Raw genomic sequence first — 24,610 nt, 5'->3', positions numbered from 1 at the left:
CCGGCAATCGAATAAAGGCTCAGTTCGCCACAATTCCCGCTGCCTTGATCACCCGTGACCAATGCGCCGTATCGGTCTTGACCGTTTCGCCCAATTGTTCAGGAGACTCGTAGCGCACCTCGACCCCCGCGGCGTGTGCACGCTCTGTCGAGATGGGCTGTGCCAACCCAGCCTGCAACGCGTGCGTCAAACGATTGATGACCTCAGCGGGGGTGCCTGCCGGCGCAAATAACGAGACCCAGGCATCCAATTCAAAATTGTCGAAACCCTGCTCGCTCGACGTCGGCACATCGGGCAGCATGGAAAGACGGTGCTTGCTCGCCACGGCAATGGCCCGCAGTTTGCCTTGTTGAATGTGGCCGATGACCGAAGGTGGCGTCGTGATGAACATCTGTACTTGACCCGCCAGGACGTCTTGAATGGCGGGACCAGAACCTTTGTAGGGAATGTGGACCAGGTTTATTCCTGTCATTTGGCGCAGGAGTTCCGTACCCACATGTGGCATCGAACCGCTGCCTTGCGAGGCGTAGTTCACCTCGCCCGGATGCGCTTTGGCGTAGTCCACCAGTTCACGCAGATTGTGCACGGGAAGCGAAGGATGCACGACCACCACGCTCGGTGCGACGGCCACCATTCCTACCGGCGTAAACGAATCCGTGTTCCAACGCAGATTCGTGAACAGCGAGGGATTGCCGGCGTGATACATCGAGTACGAAGCCAACAAGGTATAGCCATCCGGCCGTGCTTCGGCGACATGGTTATAGGCAATATTGCCGCTGGCACCCGTGCGATTGTCCACGACCACCGGTTGATGCAACCCTTGCGTCAACGGCTCGCTGGCCAGCCGCGCTGCCATGTCGACAATGCCTCCCGGGGGGACCGGCACCACAATCGTGATGGGGTGAGACGGGAAATCATCCTGTGCCTGTACCGCCACAGACACAGCAATCAGACTCACCAGGCTCAGGGCGGCAGTACCGGCTTTAAAAAAACGCGTCATGATCAATATCGAAAACGTGAAAAATAACGATCAACGCGCCAATTCCGCGCGCACAATACGTGCGCCGTCCACCATGGCCTTCATCTTGCCGTACGCCACATCGCGCGGCAGATACTTGAGACCGCAATCCGGCGCAATGACCAGACGCTCTACCGGAACGTGGGGCAGCGCACGGCGAATCCGCTGCGCCACGACTTCAGGCGTTTCGACTTCGGGATTAGACAGATCCAGCACTCCCAACATGATGGTCTTGGATGGCAATTTTTCCAGAATCGCGCAATCCAGATTCGATTGCGCGGTCTCTACCGAGATCTGGCTGGCGAGACTGGCGTCCAGCTCATGCAGGAACGAATACCCCTCTGGGCGGGCATGGATGATGGCGGCATAACCAAAGCAGATATGCACGGCGGTCGTGCCCGTGACGCCTTGCAATGCACGGTTCAGCACACGCACACCGAAATCCCGGGCTTTTTCAGGACGAGCCTGTAGATAGGGTTCATCGATCTGCACCACGCTGGCGCCGGCGGCAAATAGATCCAGGATTTCTTCGTTGACCGCGACCGCATAATCCATCGCCATGTCTTCATCACTGGCATAGAAATCGTTTTGCGCCTGTTGTGCCATCGTGAATGGGCCAGGCACCGTGATCTTGATTGGACGATCGGTGTTGGCGCGCAAGAACTCGACATCACGTACTTGCACGGCATGGCGGCGACGGATCTTGCCTGTGATGCGCGGCACGGGGTTCGGGTGGCCGCTACGATCCAAGGCCGTGCCGGGATTATCCAGATCCACGCCGTCCAGCGCCGTAGCAAAACGGTTGGAATAGCTCTCGCGACGTGCCTCACCATCACTGATGATGTCAATCCCGGCGCGTTCCTGGTCGCGGATAGCCAACAGCGTGGCATCATCCTGCGCCTGTTCCAACCACTCCGGGGCCACGCGCCAGAGTTCCTGCGCGCGCACACGCGGCGGAAAGCGTCCAGCCAGTTTGCTACGGTCAATCAGCCAATCGGGCTGAGAATAAGATCCAACGAGTGTGGTGGGCAGAATGACAGACATGATGAAATCGCGAGCTTCGGAAAAAATGAAGTCCGCAGTCTACGGCGATAATCGTGCGAAATAACGCTCACAGCCCGTTATCGCGCTATGCCACCTGCATTTCGTCAGAAATATTCATTGATTAGATGAAATTTACTCATATCCCGATGGCGTGAGCCAACTTTCTGCTTCGCTAACCCTCGTAACGTTTCCCCGCGGCGAGCAGTTCCGGTGTGCCAATGACCTCATTGAGCCCATCAAAATCCAGCATCTGGTCGCGCCACGGCGCGGTGCTGCCGTTGTGCCGCAAGCTGCCGTAATAGCCTGCCAAAGTATGTGCCACTGCTCGTGCCGTACCGCCGGGAAAAATCACGATACGGAAACCGACCTCGGCTAATTCCACGGCAGCTTTGACCGGGGTCTTGCCGCCTTCGACCATATTGGCAAGCAACGGCACGCGTCCCGCAAAGCGCGCGCAGGCAGCGTGCATTTGCTCTGGCGTGCGCAGCGCCTCGATAAACAAGGCGTCGGCGCCGTCCTCGAGGTATTGTTCGGCGCGATCGAAAGCGGCCTCTAAACCCTCGACAGCGATGGCGTCCGTGCGCGCGAGAATCAGGGTGTCGTCGCTATGTCTGGCATCGACGGCCGCGCGCAGTTTTCCGCGCATTTCGTTGGCCGGCACCACCGTCTTGCCATCCAGATGGCCGCAGCGTTTCGGGAAAGTCTGATCTTCTAACTGGATCATGGCCGCACCTGCACGCTCAAAGCCACGCACGGTACGTTGCACGTTCAGCGCATTGCCGAACCCGGTATCCCCATCCACGATCACAGGCACCGATACGCGCTCGGCGATACGGGCCAAGGTATCCTCGACCTCGGTATACGTCGTCAGCCCCACGTCGGAACGTCCCAATCGGGTATAGGCAATGGAAGCGCCCGAGAGATAAAGCGCATCAAAGCCAGCCTGTTCCGCGATCAACGCGGACAAGGCATCGTAAACGCCGGGGGCCAGAACGCAACCCTGAGCCAGCTGTTGTGCAAGTTTTTTCATTCGTTGTGACTCCGAGAAACTTCAGTAGTGATGCCCCAGGGACGTAGCGCATGGCCTACGTCTATTGGAATGGCCTGATCTGTCGCTGAACAGCGCTACAGCGGCCGGCCCAGCAATTCCGCGGCCGTCGCAGCTGCGATATAGCCCCCTGCCACGGCGCTCAACAGACCGTTGCCCGAGAGATAGCCCGACACCTCATTGCCGGACACGCCGCGCGCGGCACCGCCGGCCGCGAGCAGGTTCGGAAAAGCCCGGCCGTTCGTATCCCGCACCCGGCATTGCGCATCGATGTCCAATCCGCCCTGTGTATGAAATAACGCGCCAGTGACCTTGATCGCGTAGTACGGCGCAACAAGATTGCGCGTAAAGCGGCGTCCCAACGTGTCGTCCTTTCCGGGGGAAATCGACGCCAGACTGGCCGCCAGGGTTTCCTTATTGCAGCCGATGATATCGGCCAGTGCTTGCGCATCCTCGGCACACCGCAATGCACCTCCTGCCTCCGCATCCTGGAAATCAGGGAACTCCCGCAACAGCGCCAAGGTCTGGGCATCAAACACATTCCATGCCACGCCGTCCGGTTGCGCCAATACATGTACGGCAGCCTCGGAATAACCCTGTGTTTCGTCATGGAAACGCTGCCCTGCCCGATTGATCTGCACGCCTCCGTCCATGATGACCGCCCACGAAATCAACGCGCCTTGCGGAATCGCCCATGAGCCGTGCCCTTGATAGCCGCCCATATCCGCCAATTGCGCGCCTAGTTGCAGGCCCCATTGCACCGCGCTGCCATCGTTGCCAACGTGGCCGCCATACACGGCGTCGGCCATGGCAGGCAGATATTCCCGGCGCATCGCATCATTGCCGCCAAAGCCATTGCAGGCGAGCAACAGCACATCGCAACCGATCACTTCCGTGCCGCCATCGGGCCGCTCGCAGCCTACGGCGGTAATTCGGCCATCATCATCACACCATAATTCGCGCGCCACGGTGTCCGTCAACAGATACGCGCCGGCCTCGGTGGCCGTGTTCGTCAACGCACCCACCAATGCAGCGCCGGTGCGCTCGGGCAAGCTGTGCATGCGGCGTTTGTGATGCCCGGGATACAGAAAACCGTCCAGCACCTCAAACGCCAATCCGGCCTCTTGCAATGCATCGATCGCCTGAGGAATCGCCTCGGTATAGGCGGTCACCAGATGGGACGCTGCCTGGCCATGCGCCTTGGCATGAATATCTGCTGCGAATTCCGTTGGACTATCCGTCAGGCCAGCAGCCTGTTGTGCACGTGTCCCTGCCGCCGGGATAAAACCTGAAGACAACGCTGTCGAACCGCTAGGCACCGTGTCGCGCTCGATCAACACGCACTCAATCCCTGCACGCGCCAGCCGCCAGGCGGCCGTCAGCCCGCAGGCGCCTGCACCAATGATGACAACGGGCATATTCTCGCCAGCGGATCCAGTGCCCCGCCGAATACGAGGCCCATGGCCGCCACCGGCTGCAGGTTCCTGCATGACACCGGACATACTCATCGCGATAGACTCTCGACAAATTCCTGGCATGTCACGATCTCGGCCACCGTACGAAGATCGGCCAACGCGGCATCGTGCATTTCGGGTCTGGGCGCCGCACATCCATCGGCCAATACCGTCACGTGATAATCGCGCATATGCGCATCGCGCACCGTGCTGGCAACGCCGCCATTGGTGACGATGCCGCAAACAGCCACATGGTCAATGCCTGTGCGCCGCAGCACCCAATCCAGTTGCGTATTGAAAAACGCGGAATACGCGACTTTCCAGACAGACACGTCGACCAGGCCATCCAACTCGGCCACACAACCATGGCCCGGGCTGCCCGCCACAAAATCGCCGCGCTTCAAAAACGGACGCAGGCGGCGCAAATGCGGCGAGATCATCGGCTCGCCCTGAGCATCCGGCCACAAGGTGAATTGGCTGGCGGCCACATAGCCCCCGGCCGCCTTGATCGCACGCGCAACAGGCGCCACGCGCGGCGGCAAGGCACGAGCCTCGGGGCTGACCGCGCCGCCGCGATCATAGGCACCACCCGGCGCGAGAAAATCGTTTTGCAGATCGACGATGATGAGTGCGGTTGAATGTGACACGAGCGTGCTCCTTATTCCTGGCGCGCGATCAAGAGATTGCCCAGGGCGTCCACTTGGCCGCGGAATCCAGGTTCCAGCCAAATCGTGGTGTCGGGCTGCTCCAGGATCGCAGGCCCGTCTACGTGTGCGCCTATCGGCAGCGCCAGCCGTTCATACCGGGCCGCGTCCCACCATTGTCCGCTGTGATAGACGCGCTGCGTGCCCAATGATGCCGGCATGTCAGTCGCGGTCGGGGCCAACAAGGCCAGATCGAATTTGGGCCGCTGACCGATCCGTGCATAGCGCAAGTTCAAGACACGGATCGCGATGCCGGGCAAGCTGCGGCCGTACGCACGGCGATATGCGGCCTCAAAGGCTGCGCCGATAGCCGTACGGTCCAGGGCCTCGCGCGAGACCTCCACGGTCACCGTATGGCTCTGGCCTGCATACAGCATATCCAGCTCAATACTCTCGCGCACGCCCTCGAACGCTACGCCTGCAGAATCCAGGCGTGCCTGGCAGGCTTCGGCCAAGGCGTCGATCCGCGCGACCAACTCATCAATGTTCAAACCGTCCAGCGTCACGTTCAGCGTCTGCACACCGTCATGACGCATATCCGCCATCACGCAGCCCAATGCCGATGTCACGCCGGGAAAGCGCGGAATCAGGCCTCGCGTGCAGCCCACCTCGCGCATCATGGCGCACACATGCAATGCACCGCCGCCACCAAAAGGCATATAGGCAAACTTGCGCGGATCATGGCCGCGTTCAATCGAGACCACCCGAATCGCACCGGCCATTTTGGCATTGGCCACTGTCAGGATGGCTTCAGCGGCCGCATACGCGTCCAAACCCAATGGCTGTCCCACGTGCGTGTCGATCGCCGTGTGCGCCAACTGTGTATTCATCTGCGCCAACAGACCGCCGCCTAACGGACGATCCGCGGCGATGCGGCCCAACAAGACATTGGCGTCCGTCACCGTGGGACGCGTATTCCCCCGCCCATAACACGCCGGCCCGGGAATACTGCCGGCAGACTCCGGCCCCACCTGCAGCAGGCCGCCCGCATCGACACTGGCAATCGAACCCCCTCCAGCGCCTATCGTCTCGATCTGGATCATCGGCGCACGCACCACCATACCGAATTCAATCGATGTCTGCGCGGCCAGCGAAGCCTCTCCGCCTGCGACCAACGAGACGTCGAATGAGGTGCCGCCCATATCGCCTGTCACGACGTCCGGCAACCCTGCCGCACGCGCTATAGCTGCGCATGCGATCACGCCCGCAGCCGGCCCTGATAGCGCCGTACGCACCGGCACATCGCATGCCGTTTGACGCGACATGACGCCGCCGTTGCTTTGCACCACCAGCAGTTCACCCTCGAACCCGTGGCTTTTCAAATCGGTTTCCAGACGAGAGAGATAGCTGCCCACGACAGGCTGCAACGACGCATTCAAGGTCGCCGTCGAGCAGCGTTCAAACTCCCGGATCTCGGGCAGCACTTCCGTCGCAGCCGTGACATTGCCATTGGGCCAGATCTGGCGGACACGCGCGACCGCGGCTGCCTCGTTGGCCGGATTGGCGTAGGCATTCACAAAGAACACGCACACCGCCTCGCAGCCCAGTGTCAACAGCTCGCGTGCCGCCGTCTCTACTTGGTCGAGATCAACCTGCGTATGAATCGTTCCGTCGGCCAAGACTCGCTCGCGGACCTCGAAACGTAAATCACGCGATACCACGGGCTCGTAATTGCCGCGCAGACCCCAGGTTTGCGGACGGTCACGGCGGCGCATCTCCAGCACATCGCGGAATCCCTCGGTCGTGATGATGCCCGTACGAGCGACTTTACGTTCGAGCAAAGCATTGGTGCCCACCGTCGTGCCATGCACGATGGTCGCAATCGCATCGGCGCCATCGGCGACACGCTCGATGCCGTTCATGAAACCGCGAGCCTCTTCGCCGCGCGTCGAGGGGACTTTCACCACACGGGCGCTGCCGGCTTTTTCATCCAGTACAAAAAGATCGGTAAACGTCCCACCGACGTCTACCCCAACCACCAACGATTGCTGCGCGGCGCTCATGCTGCCTGCTCCTGTTCTGCTTGACTGACATACCCCATTTTCTGGTCGCGCTCGCGCGCCTCCGCAGAACGGGCCTGCGGCGATCCGTAGCCGCCGCCTCCCGGCGTCTCGAGGCGCACGCGTTCACCGCGTTTCAAACGTATGCCCAGCATTTTTGAGGTCATGGGTGGCGTATGCCACTGCCCTTCGTTTTCATATTTGAAGACATTGGGAACAGCCGGCGCTCCCCCAGCGATACCCTTGGGTGCGCTGCGTCCGCGTTCGCCAAAGATAAAAGCCTCGGCGCTGTCTTCCAGCAGCTCGATTTCATAGATGGCGCCCAAACCGCCACGGTGCTGGCCGTCGCCTGCCGAATCGGGACGTAATGCCCATTGCGTAAAACGCACGGGATAGGCGGCCTCCAGGATCTCCAGCGGTGGAATGGTAGCGGTGGAAATCGGTGCGTTGCCGTGCGACAACCCATCGCCATCGCTGTGGCCGCCATGTCCGCCGCCAAAGAAACTGAACATCACCCAGCGCTGCCCCTTGCGCGCCTCGTCGCTGCGGTAGCCTGCGATCGACAGTGCATTGATGGTGCCATAGGCTTGGGCAGGTGCGCGTTCTGGCGCGGCCTGGGCCACGGCGCAGAAAATCACATCGATCATGCGCAGAATGGTTTCGGTATAACCTCCCACCGGCCGCGGACGCGCCGCCGAGATCAGCAAGCCATCAGGCAAAACCACATCCACCGCGTCCAGCACCCCTGCATTAGCCGGCACATCGGGGAACACGTGCTTCAATGCCACATAGCAAGCCGCGATGGCTGTAGCGCGCGAAATGTTCACCGGACCGGCACATGACGGCGAGGTCTCGGAAAAATCCAGGGTCAGTCTGTCGCCCGCCACGCGCAGCTTCAGCGAAATGGTCAACGTCTCGTCGCGAACCCCGTCGTTATCCAGCGTATCCGCAAAGGCATACTCACCATCCGGCAGGCGTTCGATGTGATCACGCATCAGACGCAGCGCCCGCAGGCGCAAGGTATCCAATGCCTCTTTGACCGTGTTGTCGCCGTACTCGTCCAGCAAGCCGTCCAGCCGCCCTGCCCCAAGCTCCAACGCAGCCAACTGACCATTCAGATCGCCCCAGAGACTGTCGGGCAGGCGTGTATTCGCCTTCAAGATCGCCAATACGTCTGCATCCAGCGTGCCCGCACGCACAATACGCACTGGCGGAATCTGCACGGCCTCTTGCCAACACTCCGTCGCCGATGGATTGTAGTTACCAGGCACGGCGCCGCCTATGTCATGCCAGTGGGCGGCCGACGCCAGAAAGCAAAACAGCTTGCCATCACGGAACACGGGGCGCACCAGCTTGAAATCGTTGGCATGTGTGCCGCCGTCATAGGGATCGTTGAATAGCCAGACATCGCCATCGACCATCCCGCCACGTTCGGCAGCGGCACGGGCGGCCGCCTGCACGGCAAAGGACATCGCGCCGACAAACACCGGCAATCCGGATTTGCCTTGTACCAGGGTCGCGCCCGACTCGGCGTCGTACAGGCCATGACATGCATCATGGGCCTCTGCGATGATGGGATTGAAAGCGCTGCGATACAGCGTCGCATCCATCTCATCGGCGATCTGTTCCAGCCGTCCCTTCAGGACGGCCAAGGTCACGGGGTCAAGCATGATTCGATTCCAGTTTGTCGTGATCAAGACGGCCGGCTGCGCGTCTTCAGTAGATTCAAAAGGCCACCCGCTCGCACCATATCCAGCAGAAAATCCGGCACGGGTTCACAGGTCAGCGACTGGCCTTTCTCGTTGCGGACGAGGCCATGGTCCAGGTCTAACGTGACCCGCTCGCCCTCGGCCAATTGCTCCGCCTGCGGGCACGTCAACAGCAATAACCCCACGTTGAAGGCATTGCGGAAAAACAAGCCGCTGAATGATGGGGCGATCACCGCCGCTACACCCAAATGCACCAGTGCCGCGGCCGCCTGCTCGCGCGAGGACCCAATGCCAAAATTGGGTCCGGCGACCAGGACATCCCCACGTTGGACCGCCGGGGCGAAATCGGGCCGTACCCGTTGCAGGCAGTGACGCGCGATCTCGTCAATGCCGAACTTCATATAGGCGCCGGGCGCCAAGGCGTCAGTGTCGATATCCTCACCGACAAGCCATACGCGCGCGCTCATTGGACTCTCCTGCTTTGCGCCACGCCAGGCAGACACAGGGCCTTATGCACGTCAAGATATCGCGCCATCATTGCATCACCTCACGCGGGTCGATAATGCGGCCCGCCACGGCAGCAGCCGCCACACTGTATGGCGAACCTAAATACACCTGTGCGGACTCCGAGCCCATACGGCCTTTGAAATTGCGGGCCGTGCTGGAAATCACCGTGGCGCCATCCGGGATCGAGCCGCCGTAACCGGCACACGCGCCGCATGTGGTGGGCAATACTTGCGCCCCGGCGTCCGTCAACACTTGCATCACGCCCTCTTGTGTCGCGGCGGCCTGGTCTTTCATGCTGGCCGGCGCGACGATCAGGCACATACCGTCTGCCAGACGCTTGCCACGCAACACTCTGGCGGCGGCGCGCAGGTCCTCCAGTTTGGCGCCGGTACATGCGCCGATATACGCTGCCTGCACCGCTATGTCGTGATAACTGCCCGCATCGCGCGCATTGGCGGGGCTATGCGGGGCGGCCACCTGCGGCGCCAATGCACTGGCATCAAAGTCATGCCATTCGGCATCGCAGCCCTCATCGCTGTGCCAGCGCTGCACGTCCAGCGGCTCGGTCACACCGACCTCGCGCAGCCAGGCGGCAGTCGTCTCGTCCGGGGCCACCAGCCCGACTTGCGATCCTAGTTCCGCACTCATATTGGACAGGGTCATGCGCTCGGGCATGGACAATGCCCGTACTGCCTCGCCGCAGAATTCCACCGCCTGATACTGTCCGCCGTTCATGCCATAGCGGCCAATCAGGTGCAGCATCATGTCCTTGGCCGTCACGCCATCGCCGAGGCGGCCGTTCCAGCGCATCATCAGGGTCCGTGGCACCTTGACCCAGATCTGCCCCGTGACGACCACGCCCAGCATTTCGGTACTGCCCACGCCGAACATATACGCGCCAAACGCCCCGCCGGTCGGTGAATGCGAATCCCCACCGACACAGAACATCCCCGGGCGCAAATGACCGCCCTGCGGCACCACGACATGGCAGATGCCCTGGCTGTCATAGACATGGGGCAAGCGCTCGCTGCGCGCCCAATCCCGCGCAATACGCACGATGCGGCGCGATTCGTCGTCCGATTCCGGCACATAGTGATCGATCACCAGCACCACTTTGTTGCGATCCCAGATCGTCGCGCCCAATTCGCGCAACATGGGCTCCAGCCGGCGAGGGCCACTGGAATCATGGAACATCGCCAGATCTACGGAGCACGTCACGATCTCGCCTTCGGCGACCGAATCGCGACCGCTCGCAGCGGCGATCAGTTTTTGTGCCAGGGTCTGCTTCATCATTACATCCCCAAATATGCTCGTCGCACATCATCGCTGGCCATCAACTCTGCACAGCCGCCGCTATGGCGAATGGCGCCGTCTTCCAGTACGTAGGCTCGCTGTCCGACTTCGAGCGATTGGCCCACGTTCTGCTCGACCAGCAAGATCGACAAACCATCGTCGTGCAAACGGCTGATCAAGCCGAACATTTCTTCTACCATCAGCGGCGACAGCCCCAATGAAGGTTCGTCCAAAATCAGCAAGCGCGGCTCGGCCATCAAACCACGTCCGATCGCCAGCATCTGCTGCTCGCCGCCGGACATCGTCCCCGCGAATTGCGTCAAACGCTCACCCAGACGGGGGAAAATCGTCAACACCCGATCCAGATTTGCGGCGCGGCGTTCACGCGCCCGCGTGAAAGAGCCTAATTCCAGGTTCTCACGCACACTGAGATTGGGAAATACCCGGCGTCCCTCCGGCACCTGGATCAAGCCGGCCTTGACTACCTCGCGGTAATGCTTGCCCGTCAAGTTCTGGCCATCAAAACGTACCTGGCCTTCCCAGGGGCGATAAATGCCGCATAACGTGTTGTTCAGCGTGGACTTGCCCGCACCGTTACTGCCCAGCAATACGACAATCTCGCCCTGTTCGACATGCAGGTCGACGCCGCGCAGGACCTCCATACGGCCATAGCCGGCTCGCAAGCCGCTGACTTCCAGTAACGCGCTCATGCCCGCACCTCCATGGCAGCGATGCGCGCCGCGGCGCCATGACCGAGATATGCCTCGACCACCGCCGCATCACGAGTCACCACCGACGGCGCGCCCTCGGCGATCAATCGCCCCTGCGCCAAAACCCACACATGTTCAGCCAGGCTCATCACGGCGCGCATCACGTGTTCGATCATCAAAACGGTGATGCCATCCGCAGTCAACTGACGCACCACCGGAATCATCTCGTCAATCTCGGCGGGATTCAGGCCCGCCAGCACTTCGTCCAGCAATAACACACGAGGTTGAGTGGCCAAGGCGCGGGCCAGCTCCAGCCGCTTGCGGCCCGCCACGGTCAGATCGGCGGCCGGTTTGTCCAATTGGCGATGCAGATTCACGCGTCTCGCAATGGCTTCGGCAGCCTCCAGCGCCTGGGCGCGATTGGCGACTCGCAAATGCGCTCCTACGGCAATGTTCTGCCGCACTGTCTGCGCGCCGAAGGGCTGCACCACCTGAAAGGTACGAGTCAGCCCCAACTGTGCCGAGCGTTGGGGCGCCATTCCGGTGATGTCCGTACCGTCAAAGACGACACGTCCCTGTTGTGCGCGCAAGAACCCCGACAACAAACCGAATAGCGTGGTTTTACCGGCGCCATTCGGCCCGACCAACGCAGTCAAGCTGCCGCGCGGCACGGCCAGGCTCACATCCTGTACGGCTTTCACGCCGCCAAACGTAATCGACAGATTTTCTGCCTGAAGCAAGATGTCAGCCATGGTTGCGCCCCTTCTGGCTAAACAGGCGCATCACTGGTTGGCCATAGCCCGACAGCCCACGCGGCGCAAACATCACGATCGCAATCAGCACGATGCCGTATATCACCATGCTGATACCTGGTAGCTCGCCAAACAGGTTGCGCGTAAAGTCCGCCAATACATGCAACGCTACCGCGCCCGCAATCGGGCCCCATAGCGTGCCGATGCCACCGACAATGGCCCCTACCAGCGCCTCGACCGATACAGCAGGCCCGAACGCAATCGACGGATCAATATACTGGAACACCTGCACGTAGAACGCCCCAGCCGCGCTCATGAACGCCGCCGAGATCGCAATGCCCTTGAGCTTGATATTCAACGGGTCCACACCGATGGCGCGCGCCGCATCCTCGTTATCACGCACGGCTTGCAGATAGGCGCCGAAACGCGAATGCCGCAACCACGCCGTGACACCCAGTGCCAACAACACGAACACCAGAATCAAATAGATATAGCCGTGACGCGAGGCAAACTGCATATTGGCCACGCCCTCTTTCAGCGGCACCATCAAACCCACACCGCCGCCCGTGAACGACACCGATCCGGCGATGATGCGAAACACCTCGGCAAAGGCCAAGGTCACCAATGCGAAATATGAGCCGCGCAAACCGTAGCGAAAGGTCAATCCCCCTACGACCAACCCCACGGCCGCGCCACAGACGATCGCTACCGGCAACACCGCCCATGGATTAATACCGAAGTTCAACTGCCCTAACGCCTGCGCATAGGCCCCGACACCGAAGAACAGGGCGTGGCCAAACGATAACTGCCCGCCATAGCCGCCCAGAATGTTCCACGCTTGCGCCAGCAACGCCGCATACAGCGACATCATGATGAATGTCAGCCATACGCCGGACTGGACGAACATCGTCGCCACAGCCACCGCCAGGCCGAAAATCAGGATCCCGTATAAATCCTTCATGGTTACGCCCTCGCCCCAAACAGCCCCTGCGGGCGAAACAGCAACACGAGAATAAAGATGGCAAAGATGCCCATCTGGCCCAGCGAGTCGCCCAGGAACAACCCCCCAAGCGACTCCACCACGCCAATCAACAAGCCGCCGACCAGGGCTCCGGCAAAGCTGCCCATGCCGCCCAACACCACGATGGTGAAAGCGATCAGCACAAAGCCGCTGCCCACCTGCGGATTGACGTAGTACGCAGGCAACAGGAAACAGGCAGCAGCGCCCAGACAGGCCATGCCTATGGCAAACGACAAGGCGTACACGCGTTCGACGTCTATACCCATCAGTTTGGCGCCCTGCTTTTCCTTTGCCACGGCGCGTATGGCGCGGCCCAGATCGGTGCGGCGGATCACCCACAGCAACACGGCCGCCACCACCATCGCACCGGCAAAGGCAATGACTTTAGGCAATGCAATCAACGCCGGCCCGATTTCCACCGTAGACAGGGTATAGGCCGTATCAATACTTCGCGTATCCGACTTGAACCACACCAGCGCCAGGTTCTCGAGCACGATCGACAGGCCCAAGGTCACCAAAAGAATGTTCTCGTCCTTACCGTGGCTGGCGCGGCTGATGATGACGCGCTGCAGGAAATACCCCAGCACAAACATGCCCGCCATCACGAACGGCAGCGCCATATAGGGATCCAGCCCCAAACGCTCTTTCAACAGATACACGGCGTACAACGCCACCATCAGGGCGGCACCGTGCGCGAAATTGATGATGTGCAAAACACCGTAAATCAGCGTCAAGCCCAACGCCACCAGCGCGTACACCGCGCCGGTGGTCAGGCCGTTGAGCACGGCAGACAATAGAATAGCGGGATCCCACAACATCGCTTAGGCCTTTACCGGAAACTGCGCATTGGCCTGACGGTATTCCTCAGGGATGATGACCTTGATATCGCCATCGATCACCTGCGTCAGCAGGGGCTGCGCACCCGTGTTCTGGCCATTCACGAATTTCGTCGGGCCATACGGCATCAGATGATCCGAGAACGTGCTGCTGGCCAATGCCTCGGTGATCGCCGCCCGGTCCGTGGATTTGGCGCGTTCGATCGCATCGACCAACAAGTAGACGCTGACATAGGTCATAAAGACCTCGTAGCTGAAATACGCGCCCTTTTCCTCGACACGTGCTTTCAGCGGCGCGACGCGCGCGTCTTTGGGATTGAACCAATGATTGCAATCGATGATGCCGTTGGCCACATCGGGGAATTCTTTCAGGAATTTATAGCTCGACGCTGCGCCGCCCAATACGGAATAAATGGCCTTCGGGCTGACCTTCTGCTGCTTCATCGCACGCAATAGCAAGGCGTACTCGTTGTAGTAGTTTGCCGGAATCACGATGTCCGGATTCACCGAGCGCATGCGCAGCACGATATTGTTGAAGTCCCGGGTCGGGTTCGGATGTTTGACGACCTCTTTCACCTCGAAACCGTGTTCGGGCAATGTCTTGGACAGCAAGGCTGCCGTTCCCGTACCGAACAACGAATCCTCATGCACGATCATCACGGTCTTTGCCGGCTTGCCTGCTGCGTCATTCAACGCCACCAGATCAGTAATCGCGCGCTCAGTACATGTACGATAGCCCGGCCCAAAACGGAAGGTATTTTTCAAGCCCCGCTCGACGATCTGATCCGCCACACCGACGTCCACCACGTGAGGCAGTCCATATTTGGCCGCCGTCTGCGTCGTCGCCAGACAGATGGCGGATGCGTACGCGCCCACAATCGCCGACACGCCTGCGGCATTCATTTTTTCCACCTCGGCAGAGCCTGCCTCGGGACGCGATTGCGCGTCGCCCAACAGAGCCTCGATCTTTGCACCGCCCAACGCCTTGATGCCACCAGCCTTGTTGATGTCCTCGATGGCCAGCAGAGCCCCCAAACGGCATTGCTGTCCCGAATACGCCAACGCGCCCGTCACCGGATGCAGAACGCCGACTTTCACCGGCGTGGCGGACTGGGCGCGCACCACCCAGGGTGCGGATAACACAGCAGCCGCGGCGGCAGACTGCGTCAAAAAAGTACGGCGCGTCGTCATGGCAAAACTCCGAAAGAGACTTAATGAAATTGGGCCGAGAGCTCTTCGCTGACCCAGACCTTGGCGTCGATGTCCCCGACGCGCGACAGCTGTAATTGATATTGATAGCGATCCGGACGGTACAAACCATGCAGCAACTGCACCGGACGATCATTCACATCACGCACCAGACGAACCACCGACAGCAACGCCGATCCCACCGCCACATCCAAATGGCGGCCGATCTGCGCATCTGCCAAGCGAGCTCCGATAGTCTGTGTAGCGCCACCGAATTCGACGCCAGCCGCCTCCAACAACATCAACAGCGGTTGACGTTCCAGGTCCGCACGGCTGAAATTCGCCACGGCTTGCGGCACATAGGTGGTGATATGGGACAAAGGCCCCGCCTCGGTGCTGCGCACCCGCAGGCTTTTGTGGACGGGCGTGCCCACCGGGATCTCCAGTGATTCGGCCACCGCAGGCGAGGCGTTGACCAACTCGCTGTCCAACACATGCACCGACGTGCGCAAGCCCATATTGACGATGTTTTCCATCAGGCCCACCAGATGGGCCTTTTGGCGCGGGCGCGTTGTCGCACTGCTGGAATCACGGGCACCGTCGGTGGGCGCATGCCGTGTCGGCCACGTACCCAATCCCGGGCGGCGCGACACGAGCCCATCTGCCACCAGCATCTCCATTGCCTTGCGAATGGTGATGCGCGCCACCTCGAACTGCGTAGCCAACGCGAGCTCGCCCGGCACGCCGTCCTGATCGAAACGCCCTTCTTGCAACTGCTCGCGCAAGACGAGATAGATCTGGTGATATTTCGGTAGCGGTAAGGAGGTTCCCATGGACAAGGATTCTGTCCATGTCCCAATGTATCGTCAATAGAACAAATAAGGATATACCTGTTCTATCGGGTAATTACCAATATCGGCCACGCCCCGGTTTTCTGAGGCGTCGATCTGCCCAAGCTCAAGGCGGTTCCCTCTCCGCCCTCGCCAAAGGCAGGTCAGGCACGCGACTTGCTGACGCACGGCACGTCAACACTCTGTCAAGGACACACCATGAAAAGCCGTCAATTCTTCCTGATCATGGCGCTGGTCGCCGCAAGCCTCACCGCCGGCTGCAACACGATGCACGGGGCCGGACAGGACATTGAACGCGGTGGGGAAAAAATTCAGGAAAAGTCGCAATAACTGCCCTCAATAAGGAGACGATATGCGATCCATACTTTTGTGGCTGCTGGGTGTACCCATCCCGATCATCATTTTGCTAGCCCTATTCTGGCACTGACCACTCAGTGCAGGTGACTTCAACCAAAACAAGGAAATGTCATGCAGAATGATCAGTCCGTGACTTCTTATGCTCGTGACGTGAGCGGCGTAGAGTCGCCACACTCCGCGGTATCGTGGGGCGCCGTCATCGCCGGGGCCGTCATCGCCTCGGCGGTATCGGCGATGTTGGTCATCGGTGGTACAGGACTCGGGCTCGTCTCGATGTCTCCCTGGCGGGACGAGGGAGCCTCCGGGCCGGCTCTCGCCGTAGGATCCATCATCTGGCTCTTCTTCACACACATCATCGCCTACGGGATCGCCGGCTACACCGCGGGGCGGCTGCGTACAAAATGGACGGACGTCCACGACGATGAAATCTATTTTCGCGATACCGCTCACGGTTTTCTGGTCTGGGCATTGAGTGCCGTGGTGGGACTGATTCTTTTGGGCACCACGGTCGCATCGGTCGTCTCGGGCACCGCCAAAGCAGGCGCCACGCTGGCAGGGGCCAGTGCAGGAGCCGTCACCGCAACCGCCGGGCAATCCATGCAAGAAAGCGCAGATCGCCTTTCCCTGGACTATTTCACCGATGCGCTGTTACGTCCCAATGATCCCTTGGTAGCGACGGCCCAAGGCGATGTGCGACAAGAGACGTCACGCATACTCGGTCGCAGTCTCGCTACCGGCGAACTGTCCGAGACAGACCAGGACTACCTCGTCAAACTGATCGCGCAACGTGCAGGCGTAGACGAATCCACGGCCCAGCAACGCCTGACCCAGATCAAAGAACAAGCAGAACAAACCGCACGCGAAGCCGAACAAACGGCCCGCGAAGCCGCCGATGCCACACGCAAGGCCGCTGCCGGCTTCTCGCTGTGGGCTTTTGCGTCGTTACTGGTGGGGGCTTTCGTGGCAAGCTTCTGCGCAACGATCGGCGGACGCGCCCGCGATCGCTAAAGCACGGCTGCTCCTCGATAATGGATGTAAAGTTCCGGTGTCGAGGGCGCCGCCGGACTCGGCTTTTCTCATAAAAAAGGAGGCACTATGGCTGCTGCCAATATTTATGATGCTCTGCGCGAAAGTCATGAAATCCAGCGCTCACTCTGCAGAAAGCTGCTACTCGCAGCTCCGCACAGTGAGCGCCGCCTCGAAATCTACAAGGCACTCAAGATCGAGCTCGCTGCTCACGCGGCTGCGGAAGAACGTTTTCTGTATGCTCCCATCCTGATGGACGACATGGGCCTGGATTCTTCGCGCCATGCCTTGGCCGAGCATCATGAGATCGACGAGTATGTCGAAGACCTCGGCAAGGCCGAAACACGTGGCGGCAGCTGGCTTTCCAAAGCGAAAAAGCTATCCGACGAGGTCCGTCACCACCTGCGCGAAGAGGAAAAGAAGTTCTTCCAGATCTCTGGAAAAATCCTCAGCGAAAGGGAAAAAATCCGATTGGGCCGGGAATATCTACAAGACTATGCCCGTATGAAAGAGAAGCTGGCCAATCAATAACGGAAACCGTCCGCGTATGACACGCAGCGGCCACGCACTGAAGATTCTCAAAACGTATACGTCGTCATCACTGTCCGTCACGACCTGCGCCAGTGCCTGCGTGGTGTCCGCAGCGAGCGCGCGCAACGGAGTGACCCACAGGACACGAGGGCCGTGCGCCGCAGGCGGCCGCGTCACAACGGGCTCTGCCAGCGCCTCCAGTACCGGTCCACCAAATGCCGCCAGCGTCTTGCCACTGCCTGTCGGCGTATGCAACACACCCGATTCGCCTGCCAGATACCGCTGCCACACCTCACGCTGAAATGCGGCTGCCTTCCAGCCACGCGCTTGAAACCACGCGGCTAGAGGTGCGTCCCAGCGACGCGGCCGGCCTGTCATCGCGCCAATGCCTTTAGGGTGTCCAACTGATCTGCCTCGGCCGCCGGCTTATCGTGCCGCCAGCGCAGGATACGCGGGAAACGCACTGCGACACCCGATTTATGGCGCTTGGAAAGGTTGACGCCTTCGAAACCCAACTCGAAAACCTGGACAGGATTGACGGACCTGACCGGCCCAAAACGCTCAAGCGTGTGCGCGCGCACCCAACGATCCAGCGTCAAGATTTCCTTGTCGTCGAGACCGGAATAAGCCTTGGCGACCGGCACCAAGGTATCCCCGTCCCACAAGCCGAATGTGTAATCGGTATAAAGTGTGCTGCGCCGCCCATGGCCCGCCTGCGCATATAACAGCACGGCGTCGACCGTCAGAGGATCGACTTTCCATTTCCACCAATCTCCGCGCCGCCTGCCGCTCTGATATGGCGCACTGGCTCGCTTGAGCATAAAGCCCTCTACGCCGCGCTCGCGCGACTCCTCTCGTAACGTTGTTGCCGCGTCCCAGTCAGACAGTGGAATCAAAGGCGAGAGACATAGCCGCGTATCTGGATTGCGCTGCAACAGCGCTTCGAGTTGACGACGCCGCTCTAACTGAGGCAGCTCACGCAGGTCCCTTCCATTGAGCTCCAGCATGTCATACACCAGCATCCGCACGGGCGCCTCGGCCAGCCATTTCGGGCCTGGCTTCAACCTCTGGATACGTGTCTGCAATGCCGAGAACGGCATGGGCGCGGACGCGTCGTCCTGCCACGCCAGCAACTCGCCATCCAGCACACAATCCGCGTCCAACGCGGCCGCTGCGTCCTCGACCTCAGGAAACCGCCCGTCCAGACGTTCCTCGCCACGCGACCACAGCGCAACCTCGCGATGACGCCGGATCAACTGAGCGCGAATACCGTCCCATTTCCACTCCAGCACCCACTCGTCGATAGATCCCAGACTCGCCGGCTCGCTCTCGAGCGGAGAAGCCAGAAAAAATGGATACGGCTGCTGACGATCCCCCGGCAATTCTTCGGTACTGAGCAATGTGAGCAAAAACGCTGGACTAGGCGTCCACGCGCCCATCATGCGCTGGGCGATGCGGGCGATAGGGACTCCCGACATTTCTGCCAGCGCCTGCTGCACCAGGCGCTGCGAGACACCGACGCGCAACGCGCCCGTCAATAGTTTGTTAAAGACGAGACGTTCGTCAAACGACAGGCCATGCCATGCCGACACGATGACGTCTCGACGCTCGGCCTCATCCCGGTTGGCCACCGGCACCAGGATTTCTTCGATCCACTCGGCCAGGCTGCGTTCGGCAATCGCCTGTTCCGGGTCGGGCACCAACAGGGCCAGCGTCTCTGCCAGATCACCCACCTGTTCGTAGCTGGCCTCGACCAGCCAAGGGGCCGTATTCGAGGCATCGGCTACCCAGGCGCGCAACTCGCCTACCGCTGCGATCTTGCGGCGCGCGCTGGTGATTTTTCCCCCAGCGAACAGAAACAGTGCCCAGGCGGCATCGCGTGGCGGCGCATCGCGGAAATATGCCACCAGGGCTGCCCGCTTGTCCAAGGTGGCAGTAGAGCGGTCCAGATCCTGATAGAGTGCCGCGAATCGTTTCATACACGCCCTAGTTTTCTCCACCCGAAGGTCTAAACAAGACGAATCGCGACATCAGCGCCCTATTCCTCGTCCTCGAACTGCGTCACCAGCGTTTCAGCCGCCACGCCGGCTTCATTCAACGTACGCACCAATGCTCGCGTATCACCATGAGTCGCAATCACGCGCGACGCCCCTGTCTCACGGATCGTACGCAACAGGCCCGGCCAATCCGCATGATCAGAGACCACAAACCCTCGGTCCATGTTGCGCCGCCGCCGATTGCCCCGTAACCGCATCCAGCCGGAAACGTAGCCCTGCTGCGCCTTGCGAAACCGCCGCAACCACGGGCTGCCTGCCGCCGAGGGAGGCGCCATGACCAGCTCACCAGCAAAATTCGTGCCGCCCGCTCTCGCCGCACCATCGGTTTCCATCACCAATGCCGTGTCTGCCATGGCAATCCCCGCCTGCCGATACACCTCGACCCCGGCGGCAATGGCGCCATGCAGATAGACGGGCCGGTCGATGTGCGGTGCGAGTTCCGCGAGCACCCGTTGTGCCTTGCCCAAGGCATAACAGTAGAGAATAGCGACCTCGCCACGCGCGGCGCACTGGTCACGCCATTGCACGATCTCGCGCGCCACATCGGCAGCGGCCGGCCAGCGATAGATGGGCAAACCAAACGTCGCCTCAGTGATGAACGTATCGCAAGGGACGACCTCAAACGGACGGCAAGTCGGATCCGGTTGACGTTTGTAGTCCCCTGACACGACCCACACCTGTCCATCCGCCTCGATGCGTACCTGAGCCGATCCCATCACGTGGCCCGCGGGATGCAACGACACGCGAGCATCGCCCAGCGTAAAAGCCTCGCCATAGTCGTAGGCGCGATAGTCCTGTTCGCCCAGCCTCCATTGCAAAATAGGCAGTCCCTCGCGGCTGGTGTAATAGCGGCCCATTCCCGAGCGGGCATGGTCCCCATGGCCGTGCGTCACCACGGCCGTCGACACCGGCCGCCACGGATCCACATAGAACTGGCCGGCCGGGCAGTAGAGACCTTCGGGGCGCAATTGCACAATATCCGGCATAGAAGTCCCCCCCTGAGCGCAGCGTTCACCCTTTGGCTTTCGGCGCGCTCAAGCTTTTGCTATAGAAGCCCGATTGATCGAAACAGCAGACACGACGCTCTCCCTCGGCGAGCATCTCACACGCATTCTGCACGCGGCGAGCACGTGTCTTGGCCTGCTTGGCAGACTCGATCCAGTGAATCCAGTCAACCCGTGCGAGCGTGGTGGTGTCGTTCCAAGTGGCGCTCGCCTCGGCAGACCCTGCCAACGCCTGCCGCAGGTCATCGGGCATCGCGGGCTCTGGCTCAGGATCGGCCGGCACGATCTGAACCCTAACCGTATCGCCGAATGACGCGGCAGCTGCCTCTTGCAGCGCATGGGGCACTTTGAGCCAATGACTCAACTGGCCGTCAGGCTCGAGCGTTGCCTGAAAAGGATGTCCGTTGAGCGTCCCCTCTACCGACGTCCTGCCCCGCCGGGGCAGCGTGTCGCTGGCGGCTTTGGGCAACACCAGGAACGCCCATGAATCGTCCGCGTCCGGGTTCGCTGGACGCAGCAGCCGTGCCTGGAAAGTCGAAGCATCGGTGTTTGCCATATCGGGATGTCGTTGGATACCTGCTCAATTTATACCACCCGCCACCGCGGCGACCAATCCGACGATTATTCCTTCATGTGAAATTGTGAAGTGCCAAATCAATGGATTCTATATAAATCCGTCCTTAATTAATCTTCGTTAACGGCGCGGCACATGGTCCGGCCACCATCGGAGATACAAATGAAACTCTACCACCACCCCCTTTCCGGCCACGCGCATCGTGCCCATTTATTCGTTTCATTGCTGGGCCTGCCTCACGAACTCATCGAAGTCGATCTCAGCGCTGGCGCACACAAGACCCCGGAATTCCTGGCGCTCAACCCGTTCGGACAGGTCCCCGTCCTGGACGACAACGGTGTTGTCATCGCCGACTCCAACGCGATCCTGGTCTACCTGGCAAAGAAAGCGGGTCGGACAGAGTGGCTGCCTGAAGATCCACAAGGCGCCGCCGCGGTACAGCGCTGGCTGTCCGTCGCGGCGGGCGAAGTGGCATACGGCCCTGGAGCCGCCCGCCTGATCACCGTGTTCGGTGCCAAATACAACCCCGAGGAAGTCATTGCACGAGCGCATACCTTGTTCGTCCGCCTGGAAAAGCAGCTGACCGGTCGCGACTGGCTGGTCGGCACGCATCCGACGATTGCGGATGTCGCCCTCTACAGTTACGTAGCGCGTGCGCCCGAAGGCAACGTCGATCTCTCGGGCTATCCGGCAGTCAACGCATTTTTACGCAGGATTGAGGCGCTGCCGGGGTTCGTGCCCTTCGTACAGACGCCAGCGGGACTCGCGGCCTGAATTCCGCAGCCATTCACCGCATCAAACGATCCCGCACGTTACGAACGAACAAGGACATCGAGATGACCACGAAGCTGTCAACGCTACCGGTATGGCATGCGGGCGAGACCTATCTCCAGGAAAAAGTGGGCGTCGCCGAACGGATGCGCGCCGTCGGCCAACGGGTCGTGCGGGATTACATGCCGGATCAGCATCGTGATTTCTACGCGCAGTTGCCTTTTATCGTGCTGGGCAGTGTCGACGCAGATGACAATGCCTGGGCCACGATTCTGTCTGGCAAGCCCGGCTTCATGAACTCGCCCACGCCGACGACGCTGAATATCACGGCTCGTCCAGACATAAGCGACCCCGCGCATACTGGATTGGGAACCGGCTCGCCGATCGGTTTGCTCGGTATCGAAATGCACACCCGCCGCCGCAATCGGATGAACGGCGTCGTGACGAATACGGACAACGGTCTGCACGTCGAGGTGGACCAGAGTTTTGGCAATTGCCCCCGATACATTCAATTGCGCGATTTCGATTTTGTGCGTGATCCCAATGCGGCGTATGAAGCCGCGAGCGAGGATCTGCTTGAACTCGACCCTGCCGCCCGGTCCATGATCGATACCGCAGACGCCTTCTTTGTCGCCTCGTATGCTGATCGGGAAGACCGCCGGCAGGTCGACGTTTCGCACCGGGGCGGCAAGGCCGGCTTTGTCCGCGTTGACGACGACGGGATGCTCACCATCCCCGACTTTGACGGTAATCTGTTTTTCGCAACGCTTGGCAACTTCATTCTGAATCATCAAGCCGGAATGCTCTTTGTCGACTACGAAAGCGGCGATGTATTGCAGATGACTGGGGATGCGCAAGTCATTCTGGATTCCCCGGAAATCGCCGCCTTCCAGGGTGCGGAGCGTCTCTGGACGTTCCGTCCGCGCCGCATTGTTCGCCGGCGGGGCGCACTCGCACTGCGGTGGCGGCTTCGGGCAGACGGCTGGTCGCCCAATTCGCTGATGACAGGCGACTGGACGCAAGCGGCCGGCCGCTTGCAGGCGAACGAATTGGCCTCGCGCTGGCGGCCGTTTACCGTCGCACGCATCGTCGACGAAAGCGCATCGATCCGGTCGTTCTATCTGCAGCCCGCCGATGGGCTGAGTCTGCTGGCGCACCAGGCGGGCCAGCATCTGCCGATACGCGTCACGCTACCAGCTACGGCCACACCGCTCATCCGCACCTATACCCTGTCGGTCGCTCCTTCCGATGGTGTCTATCGCATCAGCGTCAAGCGCGAGGGCACGGTATCGCAGCACCTGCATGATCATATCCAGGTGGGCGACACCATCGAGGCCCGCGCACCCGCCGGCGCGTTCACCATCGATGCGCACGAAAAACGCCCCGCCGTCTTGCTGGCGGGCGGCGTCGGCATCACGCCGATGCTCGCCATGCTGAAGCATGTCGTCTACGAAGGACTGCGCAAACAGCGCGTGCGCCCTACCGTGCTCTTTCAAGCCGCCCGATCCAAGGAAGAACGCGCATTCGATGCAGAACTGCACGGGCTGGTCACCGCCGCCAACGGCGCAGTCGAGCTCGTTCGCGTCCTCGGCGACGTCACCAATGCAACCTCCGGCCAGGACTACGACGCCGCAGGCCGTATCGACATGGCGTTGCTCACCCGGTTTCTGTCGTTCAACGACTATGACTTTTACCTTTGCGGCCCGCCTCCGTTCATGCAAGCGTTATACGACGGCCTCAGAGGTTATGGGGTGGCCGATCGCCGTATCCATGCGGAAGCCTTCGGGCCCGCTTCGCTCACACGCAGTCCCGATGCAGGTGTCGCAATCTCCGCACCGGCGCGCCTGCCCGCCGCAACCACGCCAGTACCTATCGCATTCCTCAATTCGTTGAAAGAAGCACGCTGGACGCCGGCGTCGGGAACTTTGCTCGATCTTGCAGAAGCACGCGGCCTCAATCCAGAGTACAGTTGCCGCGCGGGCAGTTGTGGCACGTGCCGCACCAAACTGGTCAAGGGCGCCATCACGTACATCAAGACACCGACAGCAGCCGTCGCCGACGACGAGGTACTGATCTGCTGCGCCGTGCCTGCCCGGCAGACAGACTCGGAGGAGCGTATTCACCTCGCTCTCTAAGGAAAAAAATTGCGTCAGGC

Annotated in this window: 24 protein-coding genes; 5 read left to right on the top strand and 19 right to left on the bottom strand. The window is 60.7% G+C overall.

The features are described from left to right. Positions 1-19 precede the first annotated feature (19 nt). From ACYVIT_RS11620 to ACYVIT_RS11550, 15 genes are all read right to left on the bottom strand, one after another. Complete coding sequence (locus ACYVIT_RS11620) at positions 20-1,000, bottom strand: Bug family tripartite tricarboxylate transporter substrate binding protein (protein WP_415806155.1); 981 nt, start codon at positions 998-1,000, stop codon at positions 20-22. A gap of 30 nt (positions 1,001-1,030) precedes the next feature. Next, entirely contained in the window at positions 1,031-2,062 is a 1,032-nt protein-coding gene (locus tag ACYVIT_RS11615; protein ID WP_415806154.1) for a hypothetical protein, read from the bottom strand. A gap of 172 nt (positions 2,063-2,234) precedes the next feature. Then, entirely contained in the window at positions 2,235-3,092 is an 858-nt protein-coding gene (locus ACYVIT_RS11610) for an isocitrate lyase/PEP mutase family protein (RefSeq protein ID WP_415806153.1), read from the bottom strand. 95 nt (positions 3,093-3,187) lie between these two features. Next, positions 3,188-4,528: an FAD-dependent oxidoreductase gene (locus tag ACYVIT_RS11605; RefSeq protein ID WP_415806152.1), complete on the bottom strand. Its 1,341-nt coding sequence runs from the start codon at positions 4,526-4,528 to the stop codon at positions 3,188-3,190. Positions 4,529-4,614: 86 nt separating this feature from the next. Then, positions 4,615-5,211 carry a cysteine hydrolase family protein gene (locus ACYVIT_RS11600; protein WP_415806151.1) on the bottom strand — a complete coding sequence of 199 codons (597 nt, stop codon included), beginning with the start codon at positions 5,209-5,211 and terminating at the stop codon, positions 4,615-4,617. An 11-nt stretch (positions 5,212-5,222) separates the two neighbouring features. Continuing rightward, positions 5,223-7,271 carry a hydantoinase/oxoprolinase family protein gene (locus ACYVIT_RS11595; RefSeq protein WP_415806150.1) on the bottom strand — a complete coding sequence of 683 codons (2,049 nt, stop codon included), beginning with the start codon at positions 7,269-7,271 and terminating at the stop codon, positions 5,223-5,225. Continuing rightward, positions 7,268-8,938, bottom strand: a complete 1,671-nt coding sequence (locus ACYVIT_RS11590; protein WP_415806149.1) for a hydantoinase B/oxoprolinase family protein — start codon at positions 8,936-8,938, stop codon at positions 7,268-7,270. The genes ACYVIT_RS11595 and ACYVIT_RS11590 overlap by 4 nt, the downstream gene beginning before the upstream one ends. 23 nt (positions 8,939-8,961) lie before the next feature. Then, positions 8,962-9,444 (bottom strand): LeuD/DmdB family oxidoreductase small subunit, encoded by a 483-nt coding sequence (locus tag ACYVIT_RS11585; protein WP_415806148.1) that lies wholly within the window; start codon positions 9,442-9,444, stop codon positions 8,962-8,964. A gap of 67 nt (positions 9,445-9,511) precedes the next feature. Further along, positions 9,512-10,777 (bottom strand): 3-isopropylmalate dehydratase large subunit, encoded by a 1,266-nt coding sequence (locus ACYVIT_RS11580; RefSeq protein ID WP_415806147.1) that lies wholly within the window; start codon positions 10,775-10,777, stop codon positions 9,512-9,514. Further along, positions 10,777-11,487 (bottom strand): ABC transporter ATP-binding protein, encoded by a 711-nt coding sequence (locus ACYVIT_RS11575; protein ID WP_415806146.1) that lies wholly within the window; start codon positions 11,485-11,487, stop codon positions 10,777-10,779. The genes ACYVIT_RS11580 and ACYVIT_RS11575 overlap by 1 nt, the downstream gene beginning before the upstream one ends. Further along, on the bottom strand, positions 11,484-12,239 hold the full coding sequence (locus ACYVIT_RS11570) for an ABC transporter ATP-binding protein (RefSeq protein WP_415806145.1): 756 nt from the start codon (positions 12,237-12,239) through the stop codon (positions 11,484-11,486). Before ACYVIT_RS11570 ends, ACYVIT_RS11575 begins: the two co-directional genes overlap by 4 nt. Continuing rightward, positions 12,232-13,200, bottom strand: coding sequence for a branched-chain amino acid ABC transporter permease (locus tag ACYVIT_RS11565; protein ID WP_415806144.1), 969 nt, complete (start codon positions 13,198-13,200; stop codon positions 12,232-12,234). The genes ACYVIT_RS11570 and ACYVIT_RS11565 overlap by 8 nt, the downstream gene beginning before the upstream one ends. Positions 13,201-13,202: 2 nt before the next feature. Then, on the bottom strand, positions 13,203-14,078 hold the full coding sequence (locus ACYVIT_RS11560) for a branched-chain amino acid ABC transporter permease (RefSeq protein ID WP_415806143.1): 876 nt from the start codon (positions 14,076-14,078) through the stop codon (positions 13,203-13,205). 3 nt (positions 14,079-14,081) lie between these two features. Then, positions 14,082-15,287 carry an ABC transporter substrate-binding protein gene (locus ACYVIT_RS11555; protein WP_415806142.1) on the bottom strand — a complete coding sequence of 402 codons (1,206 nt, stop codon included), beginning with the start codon at positions 15,285-15,287 and terminating at the stop codon, positions 14,082-14,084. 20 nt (positions 15,288-15,307) lie between these two features. Then, positions 15,308-16,117 carry a GntR family transcriptional regulator gene (locus tag ACYVIT_RS11550; RefSeq protein ID WP_415806141.1) on the bottom strand — a complete coding sequence of 270 codons (810 nt, stop codon included), beginning with the start codon at positions 16,115-16,117 and terminating at the stop codon, positions 15,308-15,310. A gap of 243 nt (positions 16,118-16,360) precedes the next feature. Between ACYVIT_RS11550 and ACYVIT_RS11545 the strand changes: the two genes are divergently transcribed. The 3 genes from ACYVIT_RS11545 (at position 16,361) to ACYVIT_RS11535 (ending at position 18,049) form a co-directional block, all read left to right on the top strand. Then, positions 16,361-16,465, top strand: a complete 105-nt coding sequence (locus ACYVIT_RS11545) for an entericidin A/B family lipoprotein (protein ID WP_415806265.1) — start codon at positions 16,361-16,363, stop codon at positions 16,463-16,465. A 138-nt stretch (positions 16,466-16,603) separates the two neighbouring features. Next, entirely contained in the window at positions 16,604-17,500 is an 897-nt protein-coding gene (locus ACYVIT_RS11540; protein WP_415806140.1) for a hypothetical protein, read from the top strand. An 87-nt stretch (positions 17,501-17,587) separates the two neighbouring features. Beyond that, positions 17,588-18,049 carry a hemerythrin domain-containing protein gene (locus ACYVIT_RS11535; protein ID WP_415806139.1) on the top strand — a complete coding sequence of 154 codons (462 nt, stop codon included), beginning with the start codon at positions 17,588-17,590 and terminating at the stop codon, positions 18,047-18,049. On the opposite strand, the gene ACYVIT_RS11530 is transcribed toward ACYVIT_RS11535, so the two are convergent. The 4 genes from ACYVIT_RS11530 to ACYVIT_RS11515 are packed head-to-tail and all read right to left on the bottom strand — an operon-like array spanning position 18,005 to position 21,666. Continuing rightward, positions 18,005-18,427: a DEAD/DEAH box helicase gene (locus ACYVIT_RS11530; protein WP_415806138.1), complete on the bottom strand. Its 423-nt coding sequence runs from the start codon at positions 18,425-18,427 to the stop codon at positions 18,005-18,007. The two genes, ACYVIT_RS11535 and ACYVIT_RS11530, sit on opposite strands and share 45 nt — an antisense overlap. Continuing rightward, positions 18,424-20,028 (bottom strand): ATP-dependent DNA ligase, encoded by a 1,605-nt coding sequence (locus tag ACYVIT_RS11525; RefSeq protein WP_415806137.1) that lies wholly within the window; start codon positions 20,026-20,028, stop codon positions 18,424-18,426. The genes ACYVIT_RS11530 and ACYVIT_RS11525 overlap by 4 nt, the downstream gene beginning before the upstream one ends. 59 nt (positions 20,029-20,087) lie before the next feature. Next, positions 20,088-21,092 (bottom strand): ligase-associated DNA damage response exonuclease, encoded by a 1,005-nt coding sequence (locus tag ACYVIT_RS11520; protein ID WP_415806136.1) that lies wholly within the window; start codon positions 21,090-21,092, stop codon positions 20,088-20,090. A gap of 25 nt (positions 21,093-21,117) precedes the next feature. After that, positions 21,118-21,666: a YdeI/OmpD-associated family protein gene (locus ACYVIT_RS11515; RefSeq protein ID WP_415806135.1), complete on the bottom strand. Its 549-nt coding sequence runs from the start codon at positions 21,664-21,666 to the stop codon at positions 21,118-21,120. A 180-nt stretch (positions 21,667-21,846) separates the two neighbouring features. On the opposite strand from ACYVIT_RS11515, the gene ACYVIT_RS11510 reads away from it, so the two are divergent. Both ACYVIT_RS11510 and ACYVIT_RS11505 read left to right on the top strand, forming a co-directional pair. Then, positions 21,847-22,458: a glutathione S-transferase family protein gene (locus ACYVIT_RS11510; protein ID WP_415806134.1), complete on the top strand. Its 612-nt coding sequence runs from the start codon at positions 21,847-21,849 to the stop codon at positions 22,456-22,458. A gap of 62 nt (positions 22,459-22,520) precedes the next feature. After that, positions 22,521-24,590 (top strand): 2Fe-2S iron-sulfur cluster-binding protein, encoded by a 2,070-nt coding sequence (locus ACYVIT_RS11505; RefSeq protein WP_415806133.1) that lies wholly within the window; start codon positions 22,521-22,523, stop codon positions 24,588-24,590. Positions 24,591-24,610 lie beyond the last annotated feature (20 nt).

The sequence above is a fragment of the Bordetella muralis genome (genome assembly GCF_054781015.1).
The sequence above is the reverse complement of the archived record's forward strand: the minus strand, read 5'-3'. Positions and strand labels throughout refer to the sequence as shown.

Excerpts from the sequence above, each read along its gene's own strand:
- ACYVIT_RS11590 (WP_415806149.1), bottom strand. The coding sequence starts at position 8,938 with ATGCTTGACCCCGTGACCTTGGCCGTCCTGAAGGGACGGCTGGAACAG.
- ACYVIT_RS11540 (WP_415806140.1), top strand. The coding sequence starts at position 16,604 with ATGCAGAATGATCAGTCCGTGACTTCTTATGCTCGTGACGTGAGCGGC.
- ACYVIT_RS11510 (WP_415806134.1), top strand. The coding sequence starts at position 21,847 with ATGAAACTCTACCACCACCCCCTTTCCGGCCACGCGCATCGTGCCCAT.
- ACYVIT_RS11520 (WP_415806136.1), bottom strand. The coding sequence starts at position 21,092 with ATGCCGGATATTGTGCAATTGCGCCCCGAAGGTCTCTACTGCCCGGCC.
- ACYVIT_RS11605 (WP_415806152.1), bottom strand. The coding sequence starts at position 4,528 with ATGCCCGTTGTCATCATTGGTGCAGGCGCCTGCGGGCTGACGGCCGCC.
- ACYVIT_RS11515 (WP_415806135.1), bottom strand. The coding sequence starts at position 21,666 with ATGGCAAACACCGATGCTTCGACTTTCCAGGCACGGCTGCTGCGTCCA.
- ACYVIT_RS11570 (WP_415806145.1), bottom strand. The coding sequence starts at position 12,239 with ATGGCTGACATCTTGCTTCAGGCAGAAAATCTGTCGATTACGTTTGGC.
- ACYVIT_RS11580 (WP_415806147.1), bottom strand. The coding sequence starts at position 10,777 with ATGATGAAGCAGACCCTGGCACAAAAACTGATCGCCGCTGCGAGCGGT.
- ACYVIT_RS11565 (WP_415806144.1), bottom strand. The coding sequence starts at position 13,200 with ATGAAGGATTTATACGGGATCCTGATTTTCGGCCTGGCGGTGGCTGTG.
- ACYVIT_RS11595 (WP_415806150.1), bottom strand. The coding sequence starts at position 7,271 with ATGAGCGCCGCGCAGCAATCGTTGGTGGTTGGGGTAGACGTCGGTGGG.
- ACYVIT_RS11525 (WP_415806137.1), bottom strand. The coding sequence starts at position 20,028 with ATGAAACGATTCGCGGCACTCTATCAGGATCTGGACCGCTCTACTGCC.
- ACYVIT_RS11505 (WP_415806133.1), top strand. The coding sequence starts at position 22,521 with ATGACCACGAAGCTGTCAACGCTACCGGTATGGCATGCGGGCGAGACC.
- ACYVIT_RS11555 (WP_415806142.1), bottom strand. The coding sequence starts at position 15,287 with ATGACGACGCGCCGTACTTTTTTGACGCAGTCTGCCGCCGCGGCTGCT.
- ACYVIT_RS11615 (WP_415806154.1), bottom strand. The coding sequence starts at position 2,062 with ATGTCTGTCATTCTGCCCACCACACTCGTTGGATCTTATTCTCAGCCC.
- ACYVIT_RS11535 (WP_415806139.1), top strand. The coding sequence starts at position 17,588 with ATGGCTGCTGCCAATATTTATGATGCTCTGCGCGAAAGTCATGAAATC.
- ACYVIT_RS11620 (WP_415806155.1), bottom strand. The coding sequence starts at position 1,000 with ATGACGCGTTTTTTTAAAGCCGGTACTGCCGCCCTGAGCCTGGTGAGT.
- ACYVIT_RS11560 (WP_415806143.1), bottom strand. The coding sequence starts at position 14,078 with ATGTTGTGGGATCCCGCTATTCTATTGTCTGCCGTGCTCAACGGCCTG.
- ACYVIT_RS11575 (WP_415806146.1), bottom strand. The coding sequence starts at position 11,487 with ATGAGCGCGTTACTGGAAGTCAGCGGCTTGCGAGCCGGCTATGGCCGT.
- ACYVIT_RS11610 (WP_415806153.1), bottom strand. The coding sequence starts at position 3,092 with ATGAAAAAACTTGCACAACAGCTGGCTCAGGGTTGCGTTCTGGCCCCC.
- ACYVIT_RS11545 (WP_415806265.1), top strand. The coding sequence starts at position 16,361 with ATGGCGCTGGTCGCCGCAAGCCTCACCGCCGGCTGCAACACGATGCAC.
- ACYVIT_RS11585 (WP_415806148.1), bottom strand. The coding sequence starts at position 9,444 with ATGAGCGCGCGCGTATGGCTTGTCGGTGAGGATATCGACACTGACGCC.
- ACYVIT_RS11550 (WP_415806141.1), bottom strand. The coding sequence starts at position 16,117 with ATGGGAACCTCCTTACCGCTACCGAAATATCACCAGATCTATCTCGTC.
- ACYVIT_RS11530 (WP_415806138.1), bottom strand. The coding sequence starts at position 18,427 with ATGACAGGCCGGCCGCGTCGCTGGGACGCACCTCTAGCCGCGTGGTTT.